Genomic DNA, 16,932 nt, shown 5'->3' with positions numbered 1-16,932 from the left:
TTTTTATATATTTAATTGCCAGCCTTCATCATTATGATATATCATAAGTTTTGTCATACCGCCGTCTACGGTAATATTTTCTGCATTTATAAAATCATTATTACAAATAAACCAAGCAGTACTTGCAATATCATAAGTATTTCCTACTTTTGCACTTGGATGCTGAAGCATATCTTCATTGCTGAACTTTGCTTTTTCATCAGTATTTATCCAGCCCGGGCTAATCGAGTTTACACGCACTTTATGAGATAAACTTACAGCCATAGCATGAGTTAAAGCAATAATTGCACCTTTTGCTGCACTATAGCTTTCGCTGTCTTTCTGCGACATAAATGCTCTTGTTGAAGCTATATTTATAATGCATGATTTTTCATTAAAATGATTAATAAAGTTTTTTGTAATCTCATAAGGGGCTGCTGCTCCTATTTTTAATATTTCCAAAAAATCATCATAACTGCAGCTACTTAAAAGTCCTTTATTGGAATAGCAGGCATTATTTATTAAATAATCTATATTTCCGAATTTTTCTATTACTTTGTCAGTGAATGATTTTATAGATTTTTCATTGTCTATATTATCATTTATAAATAGGCATTCTCTTCCTAGTGATTTTATTTGTATGCATAGTTTATTTCCATTTTCATCATCTTTATCAATGAAAGCTATATTGCATTCTTTTTCAGCAAATAGCAGTGCTGTTTCTTTTCCTATGCCGTTTGAAGCACCTGTTATAACGCAGACTTTATTTTTCATTTTAATTTCCTTTTTATTTTAAATATATCTAAATAAATATAATTTGTCAATTTTGAGCTATTTACAAATGTAATGATAAGTTATAATAAGTTATAAATAGTTATATACTGAAAATTTTTAAGCTTGTCAAAAAGTTAGTTTTTAAAATTATTGTTTGTGCTGGCTTTGTCCCCGCTCTGCGTGCCGTAGGCAAGGCACCTACCATACGAAGTAAGCAAAAGGACTGCATTTTTTTAATAAAATATATTTATTGCAATACATTTTTAACATACTTAATAATATTTTATATTATTAATAAATTATAATTACATTTATAAATAACTAAAATTAGACAAATTATAATTGTTTAGGTATATATTAAAAACAATTATTAAAACTCAAAAATCAAGTTTGCTGATGAAACATTGCTGTAATAGAGCAGTCAGTACATATCTCTATAAATAAAGTGCCTTCTGAGCAATTATCAATACTATCCCAATGAATCTGCATTAAATATCTCATCTTTTTTCCGCAGCTTGGACATTTCATATACTCCCAATCCTGAACCCAATTGGCAAATCCGCCTATCGTATTTAAAGTATCATCGAATGCCCCATAAAATAAAGGTACATCATGTTCTGAGAGTACATAATTATTATTTTGCATATTAATTAGCTCTTCTTCTTTTATATAGTTTTCTTCAGCAGGATAATAATTTTCGGACTTTTTATCAAAAGGAAGTATTTCGCTTCCTCCTTTTAAATCATATTTTGAATAAGTAGTATTATAAGTTACACAGTTAGGACAACATGAAGCCTTTATTATACCATCAACCCCTATAAATTTAAGTCTTTCATCTCTTCCGTCAATAATAGCAATGTCAATGTTTCTGCATCCGCATTCTTTGCAATTATCATCTCTCAATGAAGCTATACTAATAGGGCTTTCATCTTTTTCTTCTTTGTTTTTAGCCTTTTCTAAATAATAGCATTTATCAAAATTGAGTATCTGTCTTTTTTTATCCTTATCAAAAGTCCATCCTGCACATTCAGCATAAATAGAAGGATCAACATAAAGTTTTTTTCTCCATTCTCTTGGATTCATTTCAAAATCGTATAAGCAGTCAAGAGCAACATCATCTCCCTGCATAGCCAAACATGATAATAAATTAGCTCCTTCAGAATAATCTTTAGTTGCTTTTATTCTTTTTATAAGTTCATCTCTTATTTCTTCACTGGCTTTATAATAAAATACTTCAGGATAATAAATTTTCTTTTCCAATGCTTTTTTTGCTATATCTTTTAAGTCAATATTTCTATATGCAATCAAATCATAAATGTAAATACCATTTAATAATTCTTTATCAACATCTTTTTCTTTTAAATCTTTTACATATTTACTTATTATTTCTTTTATCTCATCATCAGTTAAAGCAAGAGTTTTATTTCTTTCTTCTTCTGCCTTACATTTGAAGCATAAACCTTTATAACCCAATTCTATTCCGCATTTATCACATTTATGTTCAAGCATATGTTCTGCTCCTTATTTATTTTATGAAACAAGTATAATTTATACAGTGTTTTTTATTATAGCTGGATTATAAAATTTATAATAATATTGTCAAGTGTTTTATTATTGTAAAATTATAAATAGTATACTAGAATATATTTTAATTATTATATATTTTTAGGAATATTAATGAATTATATAGGAAGTAAATTATCATTATTAGATTTTTTGTACCAGTCTATTAATTCTGTAATAGATAAAAACAGCACTTCATTCTGTGATTTGTTTGCAGGAACTGGTATTGTGGGAAGATATTTTAAATCTAAAAACTTTTCTATTATATCTAATGATATTCAGTATTATAGTTATGTTATAAATAAACATTATATAGAAAATCATAAATATTTATATTTTAAAAATCTTATTGATGATATAAAAGATTTAAAAGGAAGTAAAATTAAAGAAAGATATTTAATTGTATGTGAATATTTAAATAATATAGCTTATAAAGAGGGTTTTATTTATAATAATTATTCTTTAGGAGGCACTAAAAATAAGGAATATCAAAGAATATATTTTTCAGATGAAAATGCTTTGAAATGCGATACTGTAAGGATGAAAATAGAAGAGTGGTTTCAAAATAATAAGATTAATAAAAATGAGTATTATTTTCTTCTTACAAGTCTTCTTGAAAATATAGATAAATGTGCCAATACTGCATCTGTATACGGAGCATTTCTAAAAGATATAAAAAATACTGCTTTAAAAACTTTTTATTATTATCCGTCCGATTTTGTATTGAGTGATAAAAGTCATAAAGTATACAATAAAGATGCCAATGAGTTAATTAAAAATATTGATACAGATATTTTATATATTGACCCTCCATATAACAGAAGGCAGTATTCTGATAATTACCATATGCTTGAAACAATAGCAAAATATGATAATCCAGATATAAAAGGCAAAACAGGTCTTAGAAATGACAGAATAAAATCTTTATACTGCAGTAGAAATGATGTTTATAATATATTTGAGGATTTAATAAATAAATCAAAGTCAAAATATATATTTGTAAGCTATAATAACGAGGGGTTATTATCATTAGAGGATATAAAAACCATAATGTCAAATAAGGGCGAATATGGTTTATTTGTCAAAGAGTATAACAGATTTAAGGCTGACAGCAAAAGAAATAATTCAGCATCATCAACTTTTGAATATCTGCATTACTGTATTGTAAAATAATATTATCTTATTTGTTTTATTAATTTGCATATAAGCTCTGCCTCACTTTTTTGTAGTGTAGGGTATATAGGAAGCGATATGCTTTTTAAATATGCATTTTCAGTATTAGGATAATTTTCATTAGGTAAATTAAGATATTGATGCAGAGGCTTAAATATAGGTCTTGCAGCCTCTACATTATGACGCTCAAACATTTTTGTAACATCATATATATTCATACTTCCGTTTAGCATGCATACATATCTGTAATATGAAGGGCTTTCACTATCATGAGTAGATAATTTCATTAAATTACTTTCAAGTATTGCATTATCATAAAATGAAGCAATATCTGCCCTTACTTCAACCATTCTTTCAAGATGTTTAAGCTCTTCTATACCAATAGAAGCCTGAAGGTCAGTTGCACAGTAATTGAATCTTTTTATAAAATTATCTTTTTTGTCATAATGTATTATATCTCTTATAGCGTCCATTCCTTTTTTCTTTGTTAGTATCATACCTCCTGCACCGCCTGAAGTAATCATTCTAGTTGCAGAAAGTGAGAAGTAGGCAAAATCTCCAAAACTTCCAAGTAAAGTATCTCTATATTTTCCTCCAAGACTATGAGAAGCGTCTTCTATAATTGGTACTTTTATATCGGCAAGCTCATCAATCAAAGCACAATTTCCAAACATATGAGAAACTATAATTGCTTTTGTTTTTTCATTAATAGTTTCTATAACATTATCCATAGATATTTGAAAGCTGTCTTCATCTATATCTATAAGTACGGGTGTTGCTTTTAGATTTGTAACAACTTGAAGAGGTGAGGCATTGAGAAAAGAAGACATTATAACTTCGTCGCCTTCTCCTATATTAAGATGTCTTAATATAAGTTCTAATGCAGATGTACCGCTATTAACAAATATCGCAGTAAAACCTTTTCCGAAATAATTGGCAAATGTTCTTTCAAATTCGTGTATTATATCACCTGTTGCAAGGTTATCGCTAATCATTACTCTTAAAGCAGATTCTAAATCTTTTTTTCTTATAGTAGGTCTTGAATGTCTAATCAATTTATTTCCCCGTAATTATAATATTATAGATGATGATATCATAAAATATATTATTTTCAATTATATTGTTTTCAATAAATTTAAAAAATATATATTTATAATTTTTATTTGACTTTATTATAGCTATATTATATTATACTAATAATAGTAATTATGAATTTAAAGGAGATATAATAATGAAAAAACTATTTATTATATTATTTGCAGGTATATTATTTATGTCCTGTTCAAATAGTTCATCTAATTCATCTTCAAATGGTGAAAAAATGTTTAAAATAGGCATACTTCAGTTGGTAGAGCATAATGCTTTGGATGCTGCAAATAAGGGTTTTGTAGACGGATTGAAAGAAGCAGGCTATGAAGATGGTAAAAATATTACTATAGATTATCAAAATGCTCAGGGTGAACAGGCAAACTGTATTACAATATCACAAAAATTTGTTAATGATAAAGCCGATTTAATACTTGCTATAGCAACACCTGCAGCACAGGCGGCAGCAAATACAACAAAAGATATACCTATACTTGTTACAGCAGTAACTGATCCAGCAGATTCCAAATTGGTTGCAGATAATAATGTACCAGGCGGCAATGTTACTGGAACTTCAGATTTAACACCAGTAAAAGAACAAATGGAGTTATTAAAAAAATTAGTTCCTTCAGTACAGAGGGTAGCATTTTTATATAATTCAAGCGAACAAAACTCTAAATTTCAAGTAGATATGGCTAAATTAAAAGCAGATGAAATGGGTATATCATATATAGATGCTACTATAACAAATCCTAATGATATACAGCAGGTAGTTCAAAGTTTGGTAGGAAAAGTAGATGCTATTTATGCTCCTACAGATAATATGGTTGCTGCTGGTATGGCTAATGTTATATCTATTACAGAGCCTGCTAAAATACCAGTAATATGCGGAGAGGCTGGTATGCTTGAAGCTGGCGGACTTGCTACTTATGGTATAGATTATTATGAACTTGGAAAACTTACAGGCAGACAGGCAGTAAGAATATTGAGAGGAGAGGCTTTGCCTGCTTCTATGCCTATAGAATATATACAAAATCCAGTGTTAGAAGTAAATACTAATGCAGCTCAAAAACTTGGTATAACAATACCAGCTGATTTACAGTAAGATATTTAATTTTTTATATAAAGAAGCCTGTATAAAATATTATATGGGCTTTTTATTTTGATATTTATGAATAATATAAAGATAACAATACAGTATGACGGTACAGATTTTTACGGCTGGCAGATACAGCCTAATTTAAGAACAGTTCAGGGCGAAATATATAAAGCTGTTCAAAAAATATATGGAGAAAAAATTACAATATACGGCTGCGGCAGAACTGATGCTGGCGTGCATGCTTTAGGACAGGTTGCTAATTTTCGAGTTCCTAAAATGCTTGTTCCTATTAATAAGGTGCATATAGCTTTGAATTCATGTTTAGACAGAGATTTGAGAATAATAAAAGCCGAAGAGATGGACGATAATTTTAATGCTAGAGCTTCAGCAACATTTAGAGAGTATTTGTATGTAGTTCATAACAGCAGTACGTCTTTTCCATTTTATGAGAGGTATGCTTGGTTTTACAGAAAAAACATTATAGATGAAAAACTTATTAATGAATATGCTAAATATTTAATAGGCGAGCATAATTTTACATCATTTTGTTCTACAGAAGATGAAAATGACAGTAAGTTTAGATATTTAGAAAAAGTGAAGGCTGTAAGAAAAGGGGACACTATATATTTTATCATTAAGGGCAATGCTTTTTTACACAATATGGTAAGGATTATAGTAGGTACTTTGGTAGAAGGTCAGAAAAAGAAGATGCCTGTAAATTTTATAGAAGATATATTAAAAAGAGAAAACAGAACAGAAGCCTTTGTAACAGCACCTGCACATGGTCTTTATTTCAGACGAGCCTTTTTTAAATGATTTTTAATTATAAAAAGACTTGAAATAAATTTTATATATGTTATAATATATAGCATATTTGTTTGGAGAGTTCGTTCAATTGGTAGAGCAGCGGTCTTGAAAACCGCCGGGCTAACACCCATGTGGGTTCGAGTCCCACACTCTCCGATTTTTTAATACGAACAGCTTCTTTATTATAGGGGGCTTTAGCTCATCAGGATAGAGCAATGGTTTCCTAAACCGTGTGGGCAGGTTCGAGTCCTGTAAGCCCCAAATTGTTTATCCTAATTCTTAATGAAAAAAGATTTTCTAAAATGACATTCAGAGATTATATATCATATTTGTTTAATATTAAAAAGCTAAAAAAAATAAAACTCTTAGTATCAGATATAGACGGTGTTATGACAGACGGAAGACTTATATTTGATGATAACGGAGTGGAAAGTAAGTTTTTTCATACTCAGGACGGAATGGGTATAGTAATGGCTTTAAAATCGGGCATAAAAATAGCTGTTATTTCCGGCAGCAGTTCTAATGCCATAAAGGCTAGATTTGATAAGTTTAGCCGTCATGGTTTTGAAGATTTGATATTGGGTAAAGAAGAGAAAATGCCTGTTATTTTAACTTTAATTGAGAAATATGGTTTAAAAAAAGAAGAAGTGTCATATATTGGTGATGATTTAATAGATATTAAGGTTATGAAATATGCAGGTGTATCATTTGCTCCTAAAGATGCCGTAGATGAAGCTAAAAAGGCAGCTAATATAATCATCAATAAAAGAGGAGGATATGGTGCTGTGAGGGTTGTTATAGATATGATACTCAAGGCTAAAGGTATTTATAATGAAGTTATTAAACAGTTTTAGTTTAATATTGATGCTATTGATATGTGTTTCCTGCACAAATTTTAAAGATCTCGGTAAAGAATTTGAACAGAAAGATGATTTTGTTCCGCCGCCTGATATGGAATTTTACGGTTTTAGAAGAGAAAATTATGATACAAATTTTAAACAGTTAGACTCTTTTGCTACTAATGCTAAATTCTATAACAAAAAAAAACTTATAGAGCTGTATGAAAGCAGAACATATACATATGATTCTAATCGTACAGTAGCAGCAAGTATTTCAGGTGAGTTTGTAAAAGTAAATCAGGATACCTTATATACTGAGATATATACTAATGTTATTGCTAAATCTTCAAATAATACAACACTCTATACAGAATATCTTCAGTGGGATAATGATAACCAAAAGGTAAAAAGTCCTGTTCCTATACGTGTGGAACAGGAAGACGGAAGCTGGCTTACTGGAAGCAGTATGGAAGCAGATATGGGGCTTGAACATATTACGATATATAATGAAGTTGATGAAGGGGATGCTATAGGAGTACCTGTTGCTGAAGAAAAATAGACTTGTTTTTACCATTTTTATGCTGTTTTTATCAGTATTATATTTAAATGCTCAGTCAAGAAGAAGTGCAGATAAGTTTACATTTAATAATAAAACAAAGGTTTTTCAATATACAGGCAATGCTAAAATGGAAGATTCATCAGCTGTTATCACAAGCCATGTTATGACATTTTATCAGGAAACAGAATTGGCAACATTTAGCGGCAGTGTTAAACTTTTGAGTAAGACAAACGGTTCAGCAATAACAGGCGGGTATGCAAGCTATAATGGAAAAACAAGATATGCATATGTAAAAAATAATCCGGTATTAAAATCGCCTACAAACAATATGACTATAAGAAGCTCTTTTATGGAGAGAGATTTTAATACACCTATTGCCAAAGCTATAAGTAATGTTCATTTAACTCATGTTGATAAAGAAAGCAAAAGACAGACTGACGGTTATGCAGATAATTTAGTTTATGATATGGATAAAGAAACAGCTGTATTAACTGGAAATCCTCGACTTTATCAGGGTTCTGATAGGCTTGAAGGCGAAATATTGGAATATAATGCAAAAACTGCTACAGCTAATGTTATGGGCAGAGGAAAGATATATGTTCTTCAGACTAATAATTATATAAATACATCAGAAACAAATAAAAAAAAGAGTAATGTTAGTAATTATAATATTATAGTAGCAGACAGATTATTTTTAAATGAATACGGTGGAAAAGATAATAACACACGTACTTTATATGCTTATGGTAATGTTACAGCATTTTTTTATGAGGAGAATATGATACTTAAAGGCGGATATATTGAGTATGAAATAGATAATGAACATGTGTATATGTATGAAGAGCCTTCTGTGAGAATTCCAGATAGAGGAATTATAGCTTTTGGAGAGTGGATAGAATATAAAAAAGATGCTGAGTTTAAAGATGTAATATTTCACAATGATGTTGTGATGGTTGATTATGATGCTAATTTATCATTGGAAGGCGATTTGCTGCATTTAGACCCAGATACTAAAGTTGCAACGGTAAGCGGAAGTCCTAAGGCCTATGTCGAAAATAGAAGTATTAAAATTACATCAGTTACTATGCAGATGTTTAATGATGAAGAAAAACTGCGTGCTAATGGAAATGTATATGTAGAAGGCAAAGATATGAACTCGCAAAGTGCTTGGGCTACATACTTTGATAAGCAGAAATATTTAAGACTTTGGGGGGAGAATCCATACTTAAAACAAAAGGAAAGTGTTGTAAGGGCAAGAGAAATAAAATATTATATAAATACTCAAAAAGTTGAGGCTATGGGTGTGAGCGGTGAAATACCTCAGTAATTTAGCTAGTATTATTATATTTTTATTATTCTTTTTATCTTGTAAAAACAGTACAGAACCTCTTGATAAAGAAAAAACTTATACTGTAAATATAACATATATAGAAGATGATGCAATAAACTCATTTTCCCCTAGAGATTTTCTTGATATTTTCGATGATGACTTATCAAAACTTACATATAATATTTTAGGATATAATATAAAATATAATCTTAAAAATGGTATGGAATATGATAATTTTTATAGAATAAATAGAAAAGTTATAACTGATAATGCTGATATATTTAGAAGAGATTTTATAGATATAAAAAATATTGATAATAAAGAGCTTCAATATTATATATTATATTCGCTTTCTAATGAAACTAGGGCTAATATAAGAAAATTATTTGGATATGAATACAATATTCCTTTGGATATTATAGCTAAAAATATAGCCCCTTCATATGTACAGAGCATACTTAATGTTTGGAATACTCCTCTAAAAAATAGAAGCCAGTTATTAGACGGCGGCAGATTTATGATTTATACAGCATTATATTGGAGGATAGCTGCTTCTGAGTTTAAAGATAGTTCTATAGTTATAGTAAATATGCCATTAACTGCTAATTATTTATCAATGAGTGCAAAGTCCATCGCAGACGGAGGTTTTGTAGATAGGCTTGTACTTGAAAATAATAACATAAAGCCTTGTAAATCTATATCTGTAATAAGCACATATACATTTCTGCAGTCTGATGCTGACTATGAAACAATAAAAAAAATGTTTTCTTATTATGTTATTCAAACTATTGGTATGATGTTTCCTAAATATGATATTATCGAGGATAAACACTCTATAATGTCTGAAGTAAGCAGATTTGATTATGTTTCTTGGTATAGCAATATAGTTAACTTTCAATTAAAAACCCCTTATAAAACAATTAAAGAATATAAAGATAATATAAAAAATACACTTCCATAAAAAATAGTATGAATTAACTATAATAAAATAAACATTATCTCAAAAATGTCTATCAAAAACAATACAGAATTAAAATAATGTCGGGAATATATGTATTAAATGTATTATCATGCTATGCTTGAATAAACATAATCATAAATTTGTTGTAAAATTCTGTAAAAATAGTATTTACTTAGAAAAAAATAAATAGTAGAATGTAGATATAAACATTTTTTATAATTTGTCGATTTTTATTAGTGGGAGAAAATTCTTATGAAAAAATTATTTATCTATATTTTCATGGCGGCAAGTTTTTCGCTTGCATATGGTTTTGACGAAGGTTTTATATGGGCATTAAAGGCCAACTTTAATGGTACAGCAACCATGCCTTCAATAAGTCAGTCGGATTTAAATAAAATTGGTGCTGCATATATGAAAGGATCTGTAGGATACACTATGGACGGAGAGGCTGAGCTTGGCTATTTATTCGGATCTGAAAGATGGTTTAATGGAATGGATCCTGCTAAATTTAGCGGCATGAGCGTATTTGGTTCTTTAGGTGTAGGAAGCGGATTTGCAGGACAAATAGCTGGTAATACTATAGAAGGAGTAACAGCAAATGCTTATATCAATGTTTCTTATGCTCCAGTAATAAGTTTTGGGGTTGGTACTAAAGCTTATTTCTTAAACAGCAGATTAGCTTTAGGACTTCATATAGGCGGTAAATTGATAGCAGATACATCTCCAGAATATTTGGCTTATTTTGACAGTGAAATGCCTGGTTTCCCAGAAATAGGAGAGATAATTGTTACTGACTTTATGATTAAGAATATGAATCCAGTAATGTTTAGTATAAAGTTTATGATAGAATATAATCAGCCTGTAAATGACAGAGTTGAGGTTATATTAGGTGCTTATACAAGATTTAATGTGTATTCTCCAAAATATATAACAATGCCTGATTCTTTATTTACACTTATGCAGGCTGCAGCTCCTAATTTTACTATGGAGACACCTTTAAAATCTTATTATATCAATTCATTAGATTTTGGTATAACATTAGGTTTAGCATTTAAAGGATAATTAATAATTAGAGGCACTATATGAAAAAGAACTATTTCTTATTTTTTGTGATAATATCTATGTTTATGATGTCTTGCGGAGGGCATTTCTTTAACCCTAGGTATTATTATAATAAAAGTTCGTCTTATAATTCTAATGTAGAAACAGATACAACCCCTACAGAACCTCCTAAAGAAGTTTCACCTAATGAAGATCCATTTTTGGTTGGAGATTGGAATAGACCTGATTATGGAGAATATGACGCTAGTATTTTTGATGAGTGGTTATTTAAATCTAGTTTTAGAGGAGATAAATTACCTATATATAAATTCTTTTCAGATACTTCTAAAAAGTGGTCTAGTGGCGGCTTAGATTGGAAGAAAAAGTCTGCTGATTTTTATAATCCGAATGACGGAGATAATACAGCTTCAGGATTCCCAATAAATAAAGCTACAATATACAAATATAATGGAGAAAATCCTCTTTATGATAAAAGTGGATATTTAGAAGGAAGATTGGATAGATTTCGCTTTTATTCTATATATGGAGAAACAGGTGGAGGAATAGTTACATTGCAGCAATATTTGATAGCCGTTGATACTTATTCTAAATTTGTTTTTGCATTTGGTAAAATTATAGATGTTCAAGAAATTATGAATGATAAAGTTCCTATGGAGTTTGAGGCTATAGAAAAAACAGGTAATGCTTTTTATGAATATGACCCTATAGGTTATGTTGATAAAACTGGTACTGTTGTATTTTATCAGCATTATAAGACTGAGTTCGTTAATAATCCTACAGAATATTTACCTATGAATCATGGATATACCACAGTAGCTGAACATAATGAGAATAAGCCTGGTCATTCTCCATATATACCTATGGTTAATAATTCTGAGGCAAGTGAAGAAGATAAAAATATATATAAAGAAGAAATCGCAAAATTACAAAAAGAATATAAATGGCGTGATTATTCAGGATTTGTAAAAAATGATACAGATGAAAAAGCTCAAATAGATTTGGAGGATTGGAGAGCAAAAGGATACTCTGGAAAAAGTATTACTTTATACAAATATACATTGACAGATAATGGAGAAACTTTAAATATCTCACAGGATAGAACTTTTGAAAATACTAAAAGCTCAACTGTAACATATAAACTTAGTAAAATAAATGCTAAAGATAGAGCTACTTATACAAATATTTCTGATACTAATGATAGTATTTCAATTTCTATAGTAGATTATAATGGAGAAAATACAATATCAGTTTCAGGACAGGTATTAGATCCTAATTTTGCAGATTATGGACCAATATTTGTAGACAGACTTAAAAATGCAAATTTCAAAAAAGATGGAGAGCAAAATATTGCTTGGGGTTTGGAAAGCTTGTTGCTAGTTTCCCTGTTAGTACAGGCAGTAACCTTAAAGATTTGGAATATATCTTTAATGAAGATGGTACAGAGCTTACTATTAAGTATCAATATGATGATGCTTTATTGCCTTGGAATGAAGATTGGGTGCCAGTTGAATATAAATTCAGACTTGCACGTTTTGATTCTGATGCTGCAAATACTTGGACTGCTAAGTATGAGAATATTAGTTCTAATTTGACTGGAGATTTGGGCAATTATATAAGGGTTGTTTTAAGGGATGCAAATGGAAATGTTATTTCTAATCCTGCAGAGAATAAAGGAGATATGATACGTTCTAGTATGACTTTACATCCTATATCAGGTATATATGGTATTAATGTTCCTGGTATGGGTAAAATAGATATACCAGATGATCCTACTTCTAATTTGGGATTGGATATGAATGCAAATAGAATTAAATAAGAGTATATAATAGGTAAAGGACTTAACAGTCTTTTGCCTATTATAGTTAGGAAAATATTTCATGAAAAAGATTTATTTATTATTTTTAGTAATAATATCTATGTTTATGATGTCCTGCGGCGGGCGTTTCTTTAATCCTAGGTATTATTATAATAAATCAAGCAGTTCTTCAAATCCTGGAGAATCAGGAGGAGGAGATGTAGATTTAGGAGATGAAAATTTATCTCCAGAAGAAGATCCTTTTGATCCTAACTATAAAGGCGATGGATATGATGGCTGGAATAATGAAGACTATATTTTTGACGGTAGTATTATAGATAAATGGTTCATGAAAGTTAGTTTTGGAAGCGGAAATGTTCCAAGCTACCAATTTTTTATTCCAACAGATGGTAGAATATGGAAACAAGGGGACGCTCTAAAAAATGAATTCTCATTCGATGCTTCTCCTGATGGAAATAAGGTAACTTCTCCAGTAAATGTATCTATATCAGGTATGGTGGTATACAAATATGTAAGAAAAAATCCTTTGCTTGATGCCAATGGAAGTTATAATTCTTCTTCTAGGTTAGAGAGATTTATATTTATGAGAATTGATGGTTCTGCTGCTAATGTTCCTATGAATAACTATCTTATAGCAGTGGATAAATATTCTAAATTTATTTTTGCTTATGCTAAGATAACTAGTACAGGTTCTACATTTGGACAAAAATATCCTACTGCATTTGATGCTATAGAAAAATATGCAGATAAAAGAAAATTTTACGAATACGATCCTATAGGCTTTGTTCATAAAGATGGTTCTGTTATTTTATATGATGAATATAAAAATGAAATGGCGTCAGGTGCCACAGATTATGTTCCTTCTGTGCATAAAACATCAGATGGAAAAGTTAGAGAATTGGCTACAAGAGATAATCCGGGACGCTCTCCATATTATGTTGAAGATACTACACCTAAAAAATATATCAATGTAGTATTTAGTGGTACTATAAAAAATATAGATTCTCAAAGTGCTAATAGGGTTTATTCTACTTTAGGCGGTTGGTTTGGATTAGAATACGGTGAAGTTAAAGATAAATTTAATTATGGAAATTTCTTATATAATATTGGCATGTCTATTTATGGAGCAAGTGATGATATAATTTCTTATACAACAGTTGCTTCAAAAACAGGAAGCAAAGTTAAAGATAGTATACAAGTTAATCTCTCTGAGACTAAGGATTTAATTAATGAGCTTCAGTCTCCTATAGAGATAGAGTATAAAGAAAGTGATGATATGTATATGAATATAGGTATTAATGTAACAAAATATGATGAAAGATATTTGGATCCAGATATTACAGGTTATCAGTTATTCTTGCCATATAGTTACAGTGAAGATAATAAGATATACATAAAATTAAAATATAATAAAGATACAAAAACTTTTAATTATGATTCGGCTGTTGATGGATATGGTAATAGATTAAGAATGATAGATTCTAATATTAGTTTGTCATTGAATAATGGACAAGGAAGCATATCTCTTGAATTAGATGGACAAGATGGAGATTATAATGCAGTCCCTGAAGGAGGAGCAACAGGTCTTAATAATAAGATAGAATTAAATTTAAAGTTTACTATTAATGAAGTAATTAAATAATAAAATAAACTGTAATATTATTGCTGTTTATTGTATTTATAATGTTAAAGTTTATTATTATGTAAAGAGCTTGAAAAATAGCTTTTTAATATTAAGGAGATATATATGAAAAAAACTTATTTATTATTTTTAGTGATAATATCTATGTTTATGATGTCCTGCGGCGGACATTTCTTTAATCCTAGATATTATTATAATAAAAGTTCATCAACTAGCACATTAGAAGATGGTACTCCTGCCGATGTGGATTTAGGAATTGCAGAAGTTCCTACTGACCAAGACCCATTTTTGAATGGTCAATGGAACTCTATTGATTATCAATTTGACGGAAGTAAAATATTAGAATTTTTATTTGCTGCAAGTTTTGATGGAAATAATGTTCCAGTATATACTTTCTTCAAAGATGGTACTGTTTGGACACTTTCAGATGCAGCAACAGCAGAAAATAAATATAAAGCACAAGATGGGGCAAATAAAGCACAGGGATATAGTATAAGCGATGCTACTTTCTATAGATATGATTATAAAAACCCATTAATTGCACCTGAAAATTCTTATAATAAATCTGAGAGAATGAAAAGATTTGTATTCTACAGACTTGTAGGTAATGCCGTAGTTGTTCCATTGAATAACTATTTGATAGCAGTAGACACATATTCAAAATTGGTATTTGCCTATGGTAAAATAACCAAAACAGGAAGCACTATGGGTCAGGCATATCCTACAGCTTTTGAGGCGGTAGAGCTTCATGGAGAGAAAAGACCTTTTTATGAATATGACCCTATAGGTTTTATGGCTTATGATGCCTCATCAGATTCGTTAAAATTAACTTTATATAGAGAATATCAAAATGAAATGGCTAAAGACGCTAATGCCTATTTCCCTCAAGTACATGATGCAAGCAGAGGCATAGCTTATTATGATGGTCCAGCTAGTGCAGGTCGTTCTCCATACTATATGGTTAATATTGATGACATAGATCCTCAAACTATATTAGATCAATTAAAAGGAAAAACTTATGGAGCTAGAGATAGATTAACTTTATATACATATAAGTTTTCTGAAGATGGAAAAACTCTTACTGTAACAAAAGATCATTTCTATGATGGTCAAACTACTACACAATATACTTGCGATGCCAGCAAGGCTGTTGGAGCTACATCATTAAAGTATGGAGACTTAACTGTAACAGGTCTTGGTACTTATGATAAAATAAAAGACGGTACGAGAGAATATATTCTTAACTATCAGGATAATGGTCCTGCATTTATAGACAGAGTAGCAGGTAAAACATATAAAGCATCTGATGGAAGTTATGAGTATAAATTTAGTCCAGATGGTAATACTTTATATGAATATAAAAGTGGTAAGTTAGATGCTACATACACATTCTCTGCCGAATATAAAGATTCGGATAAGGCTGAATATAAAGAAGGTAGTCTTGCATATTGGGGATTGAAATTAGCTAATACTAAGGGAAATAAAGATGATACTTTATATTGGTCTTTGGGTTCTTCTCCTTTTGCTGGAGCTACAAGTGCTATAAGCTATCATGAAGGATATTTAAATATAAATATTGCCTCTGGTAACTTTGTAGAAAATGTTAAAGGTAAAACATATAAATTTAGAGATTATAGCGAATATGATTTATCTAATCCTTTGCCTAATGAATATCAAGCAACAGGTAAAAGTTTAACATTATATACTTATGAGTTTACGCCTAACGGACAAACACTTAATATTAGTGAACAAGTTTGGAGAGGTGAAACTAAGACTACATCTTATACTTTTAAATCTGGCGGAGATAAATCAGCTGAATATGAACATGATGGTACTGTTATAGAGTTTAGTATAAAATATGATAATGAAACTCTTTATAGAGGAGATCAGGCTGTTGGTTCTACTTCATTTAAGGATGAAGGTCCTATATTCCTAGATAGAGTGAGAGATAACCCTACATTTGAATATGATGGCAATACTTATATATTCAAAGATGACGGTAAAACTATAGAATGGAATGGAAATACTTGGACATTATATAGATATGATAATGAATCAGAATATAAATATAGGGCTGTTTATGTTAAAGTAAATAATATGTGGTTTGATAATTATTACGGTGTGGAATTGACATCTAATGATGATATAATTAAATCAACTCCAGCATCTACAGAAGGTACAATTCAATGGTGGTTCTTAGGGGATGAGGGTTATAGAAAATAATAATATATAATTAACAAAA

15 protein-coding genes and 2 tRNA genes are annotated in these 16,932 nt (G+C 29.7%); 14 read left to right on the top strand and 3 right to left on the bottom strand.

The window, feature by feature from the left end; translation table 11 throughout:
• Positions 1-3: 3 nt before the first annotated feature.
• Entirely contained in the window at positions 4-753 is a 750-nt protein-coding gene (locus BMUR_RS03795) for an SDR family oxidoreductase (protein WP_013113276.1), read from the bottom strand.
• Between the two features lie 384 nt (positions 754-1,137).
• Positions 1,138-2,262 (bottom strand): hypothetical protein, encoded by a 1,125-nt coding sequence (locus BMUR_RS03790; protein WP_013113275.1) that lies wholly within the window; start codon positions 2,260-2,262, stop codon positions 1,138-1,140.
• A 168-nt stretch (positions 2,263-2,430) separates the two neighbouring features.
• Here BMUR_RS03790 and BMUR_RS03785 point away from each other — a divergent pair, with 168 nt between their 5' ends.
• Complete coding sequence (locus tag BMUR_RS03785; RefSeq protein ID WP_013113274.1) at positions 2,431-3,489, top strand: DNA adenine methylase; 1,059 nt, start codon at positions 2,431-2,433, stop codon at positions 3,487-3,489.
• Between the two features lie 2 nt (positions 3,490-3,491).
• On the opposite strand, the gene BMUR_RS03780 is transcribed toward BMUR_RS03785, so the two are convergent.
• Positions 3,492-4,544, bottom strand: coding sequence for a DegT/DnrJ/EryC1/StrS family aminotransferase (locus tag BMUR_RS03780; protein WP_013113273.1), 1,053 nt, complete (start codon positions 4,542-4,544; stop codon positions 3,492-3,494).
• Positions 4,545-4,720: 176 nt separating this feature from the next.
• On the opposite strand from BMUR_RS03780, the gene BMUR_RS03775 reads away from it, so the two are divergent.
• The 13 genes from BMUR_RS03775 to BMUR_RS03720 all read left to right on the top strand — a co-directional run bounded on the left by BMUR_RS03775 (position 4,721) and on the right by BMUR_RS03720 (position 16,913).
• Complete coding sequence (locus tag BMUR_RS03775; protein ID WP_013113272.1) at positions 4,721-5,680, top strand: ABC transporter substrate-binding protein; 960 nt, start codon at positions 4,721-4,723, stop codon at positions 5,678-5,680.
• 66 nt (positions 5,681-5,746) lie between these two features.
• A complete protein-coding gene (truA, locus tag BMUR_RS03770; RefSeq protein WP_013113271.1) occupies positions 5,747-6,490 on the top strand; it encodes a tRNA pseudouridine(38-40) synthase TruA in 744 nt (247 codons plus the stop codon).
• A gap of 64 nt (positions 6,491-6,554) precedes the next feature.
• Positions 6,555-6,637 (top strand) — tRNA-Ser (locus tag BMUR_RS03765).
• A 32-nt stretch (positions 6,638-6,669) separates the two neighbouring features.
• Positions 6,670-6,742 (top strand) — tRNA-Arg (locus BMUR_RS03760).
• Positions 6,743-6,783: 41 nt separating this feature from the next.
• Positions 6,784-7,335: a KdsC family phosphatase gene (locus BMUR_RS03755; protein WP_013113270.1), complete on the top strand. Its 552-nt coding sequence runs from the start codon at positions 6,784-6,786 to the stop codon at positions 7,333-7,335.
• Positions 7,313-7,879: an LPS export ABC transporter periplasmic protein LptC gene (gene lptC / locus BMUR_RS03750; protein ID WP_013113269.1), complete on the top strand. Its 567-nt coding sequence runs from the start codon at positions 7,313-7,315 to the stop codon at positions 7,877-7,879. The genes BMUR_RS03755 and lptC overlap by 23 nt, the downstream gene beginning before the upstream one ends.
• On the top strand, positions 7,863-9,206 hold the full coding sequence (locus tag BMUR_RS03745) for an LptA/OstA family protein (RefSeq protein ID WP_041749976.1): 1,344 nt from the start codon (positions 7,863-7,865) through the stop codon (positions 9,204-9,206). The genes lptC and BMUR_RS03745 overlap by 17 nt, the downstream gene beginning before the upstream one ends.
• Positions 9,190-10,170, top strand: coding sequence for a hypothetical protein (locus BMUR_RS03740; RefSeq protein WP_013113267.1), 981 nt, complete (start codon positions 9,190-9,192; stop codon positions 10,168-10,170). Before BMUR_RS03745 ends, BMUR_RS03740 begins: the two co-directional genes overlap by 17 nt.
• Positions 10,171-10,422: 252 nt before the next feature.
• On the top strand, positions 10,423-11,232 hold the full coding sequence (locus BMUR_RS03735; RefSeq protein WP_013113266.1) for a hypothetical protein: 810 nt from the start codon (positions 10,423-10,425) through the stop codon (positions 11,230-11,232).
• Between the two features lie 20 nt (positions 11,233-11,252).
• Positions 11,253-12,824 carry a hypothetical protein gene (locus tag BMUR_RS03730; protein ID WP_013113265.1) on the top strand — a complete coding sequence of 524 codons (1,572 nt, stop codon included), beginning with the start codon at positions 11,253-11,255 and terminating at the stop codon, positions 12,822-12,824.
• The gene (locus BMUR_RS14885; protein ID WP_244833496.1) at positions 12,731-13,048 is read left to right on the top strand and encodes a hypothetical protein; all 318 of its coding nucleotides are present in this window, start codon (positions 12,731-12,733) and stop codon (positions 13,046-13,048) included. Before BMUR_RS03730 ends, BMUR_RS14885 begins: the two co-directional genes overlap by 94 nt.
• 61 nt (positions 13,049-13,109) lie before the next feature.
• Entirely contained in the window at positions 13,110-14,690 is a 1,581-nt protein-coding gene (locus tag BMUR_RS14310) for a hypothetical protein (protein ID WP_013113264.1), read from the top strand.
• A 105-nt stretch (positions 14,691-14,795) separates the two neighbouring features.
• The gene (locus BMUR_RS03720; protein ID WP_013113263.1) at positions 14,796-16,913 is read left to right on the top strand and encodes a hypothetical protein; all 2,118 of its coding nucleotides are present in this window, start codon (positions 14,796-14,798) and stop codon (positions 16,911-16,913) included.
• The last annotated feature ends 19 nt before the right edge of the window (positions 16,914-16,932 follow it).

This window comes from Brachyspira murdochii DSM 12563 (genome assembly GCF_000092845.1).
Lineage (GTDB): Bacteria > Spirochaetota > Brachyspiria > Brachyspirales > Brachyspiraceae > Brachyspira > Brachyspira murdochii.
This window is presented reverse-complemented; position numbering and strand designations above follow the sequence as displayed.

What these genes read in the sequence shown, in the direction of transcription:
- BMUR_RS14310 (WP_013113264.1), top strand. Translation starts at nt 13,110, where the DNA reads ATGAAAAAGATTTATTTATTATTTTTAGTAATAATATCTATGTTTATG.
- BMUR_RS03720 (WP_013113263.1), top strand. Translation starts at nt 14,796, where the DNA reads ATGAAAAAAACTTATTTATTATTTTTAGTGATAATATCTATGTTTATG.
- BMUR_RS03790 (WP_013113275.1), bottom strand. Translation starts at nt 2,262, where the DNA reads ATGCTTGAACATAAATGTGATAAATGCGGAATAGAATTGGGTTATAAA.
- BMUR_RS03775 (WP_013113272.1), top strand. Translation starts at nt 4,721, where the DNA reads ATGAAAAAACTATTTATTATATTATTTGCAGGTATATTATTTATGTCC.
- BMUR_RS03735 (WP_013113266.1), top strand. Translation starts at nt 10,423, where the DNA reads ATGAAAAAATTATTTATCTATATTTTCATGGCGGCAAGTTTTTCGCTT.
- lptC (WP_013113269.1), top strand. Translation starts at nt 7,313, where the DNA reads ATGAAGTTATTAAACAGTTTTAGTTTAATATTGATGCTATTGATATGT.
- BMUR_RS03795 (WP_013113276.1), bottom strand. Translation starts at nt 753, where the DNA reads ATGAAAAATAAAGTCTGCGTTATAACAGGTGCTTCAAACGGCATAGGA.
- truA (WP_013113271.1), top strand. Translation starts at nt 5,747, where the DNA reads ATGAATAATATAAAGATAACAATACAGTATGACGGTACAGATTTTTAC.
- BMUR_RS03730 (WP_013113265.1), top strand. Translation starts at nt 11,253, where the DNA reads ATGAAAAAGAACTATTTCTTATTTTTTGTGATAATATCTATGTTTATG.
- BMUR_RS03785 (WP_013113274.1), top strand. Translation starts at nt 2,431, where the DNA reads ATGAATTATATAGGAAGTAAATTATCATTATTAGATTTTTTGTACCAG.
- BMUR_RS03755 (WP_013113270.1), top strand. Translation starts at nt 6,784, where the DNA reads ATGACATTCAGAGATTATATATCATATTTGTTTAATATTAAAAAGCTA.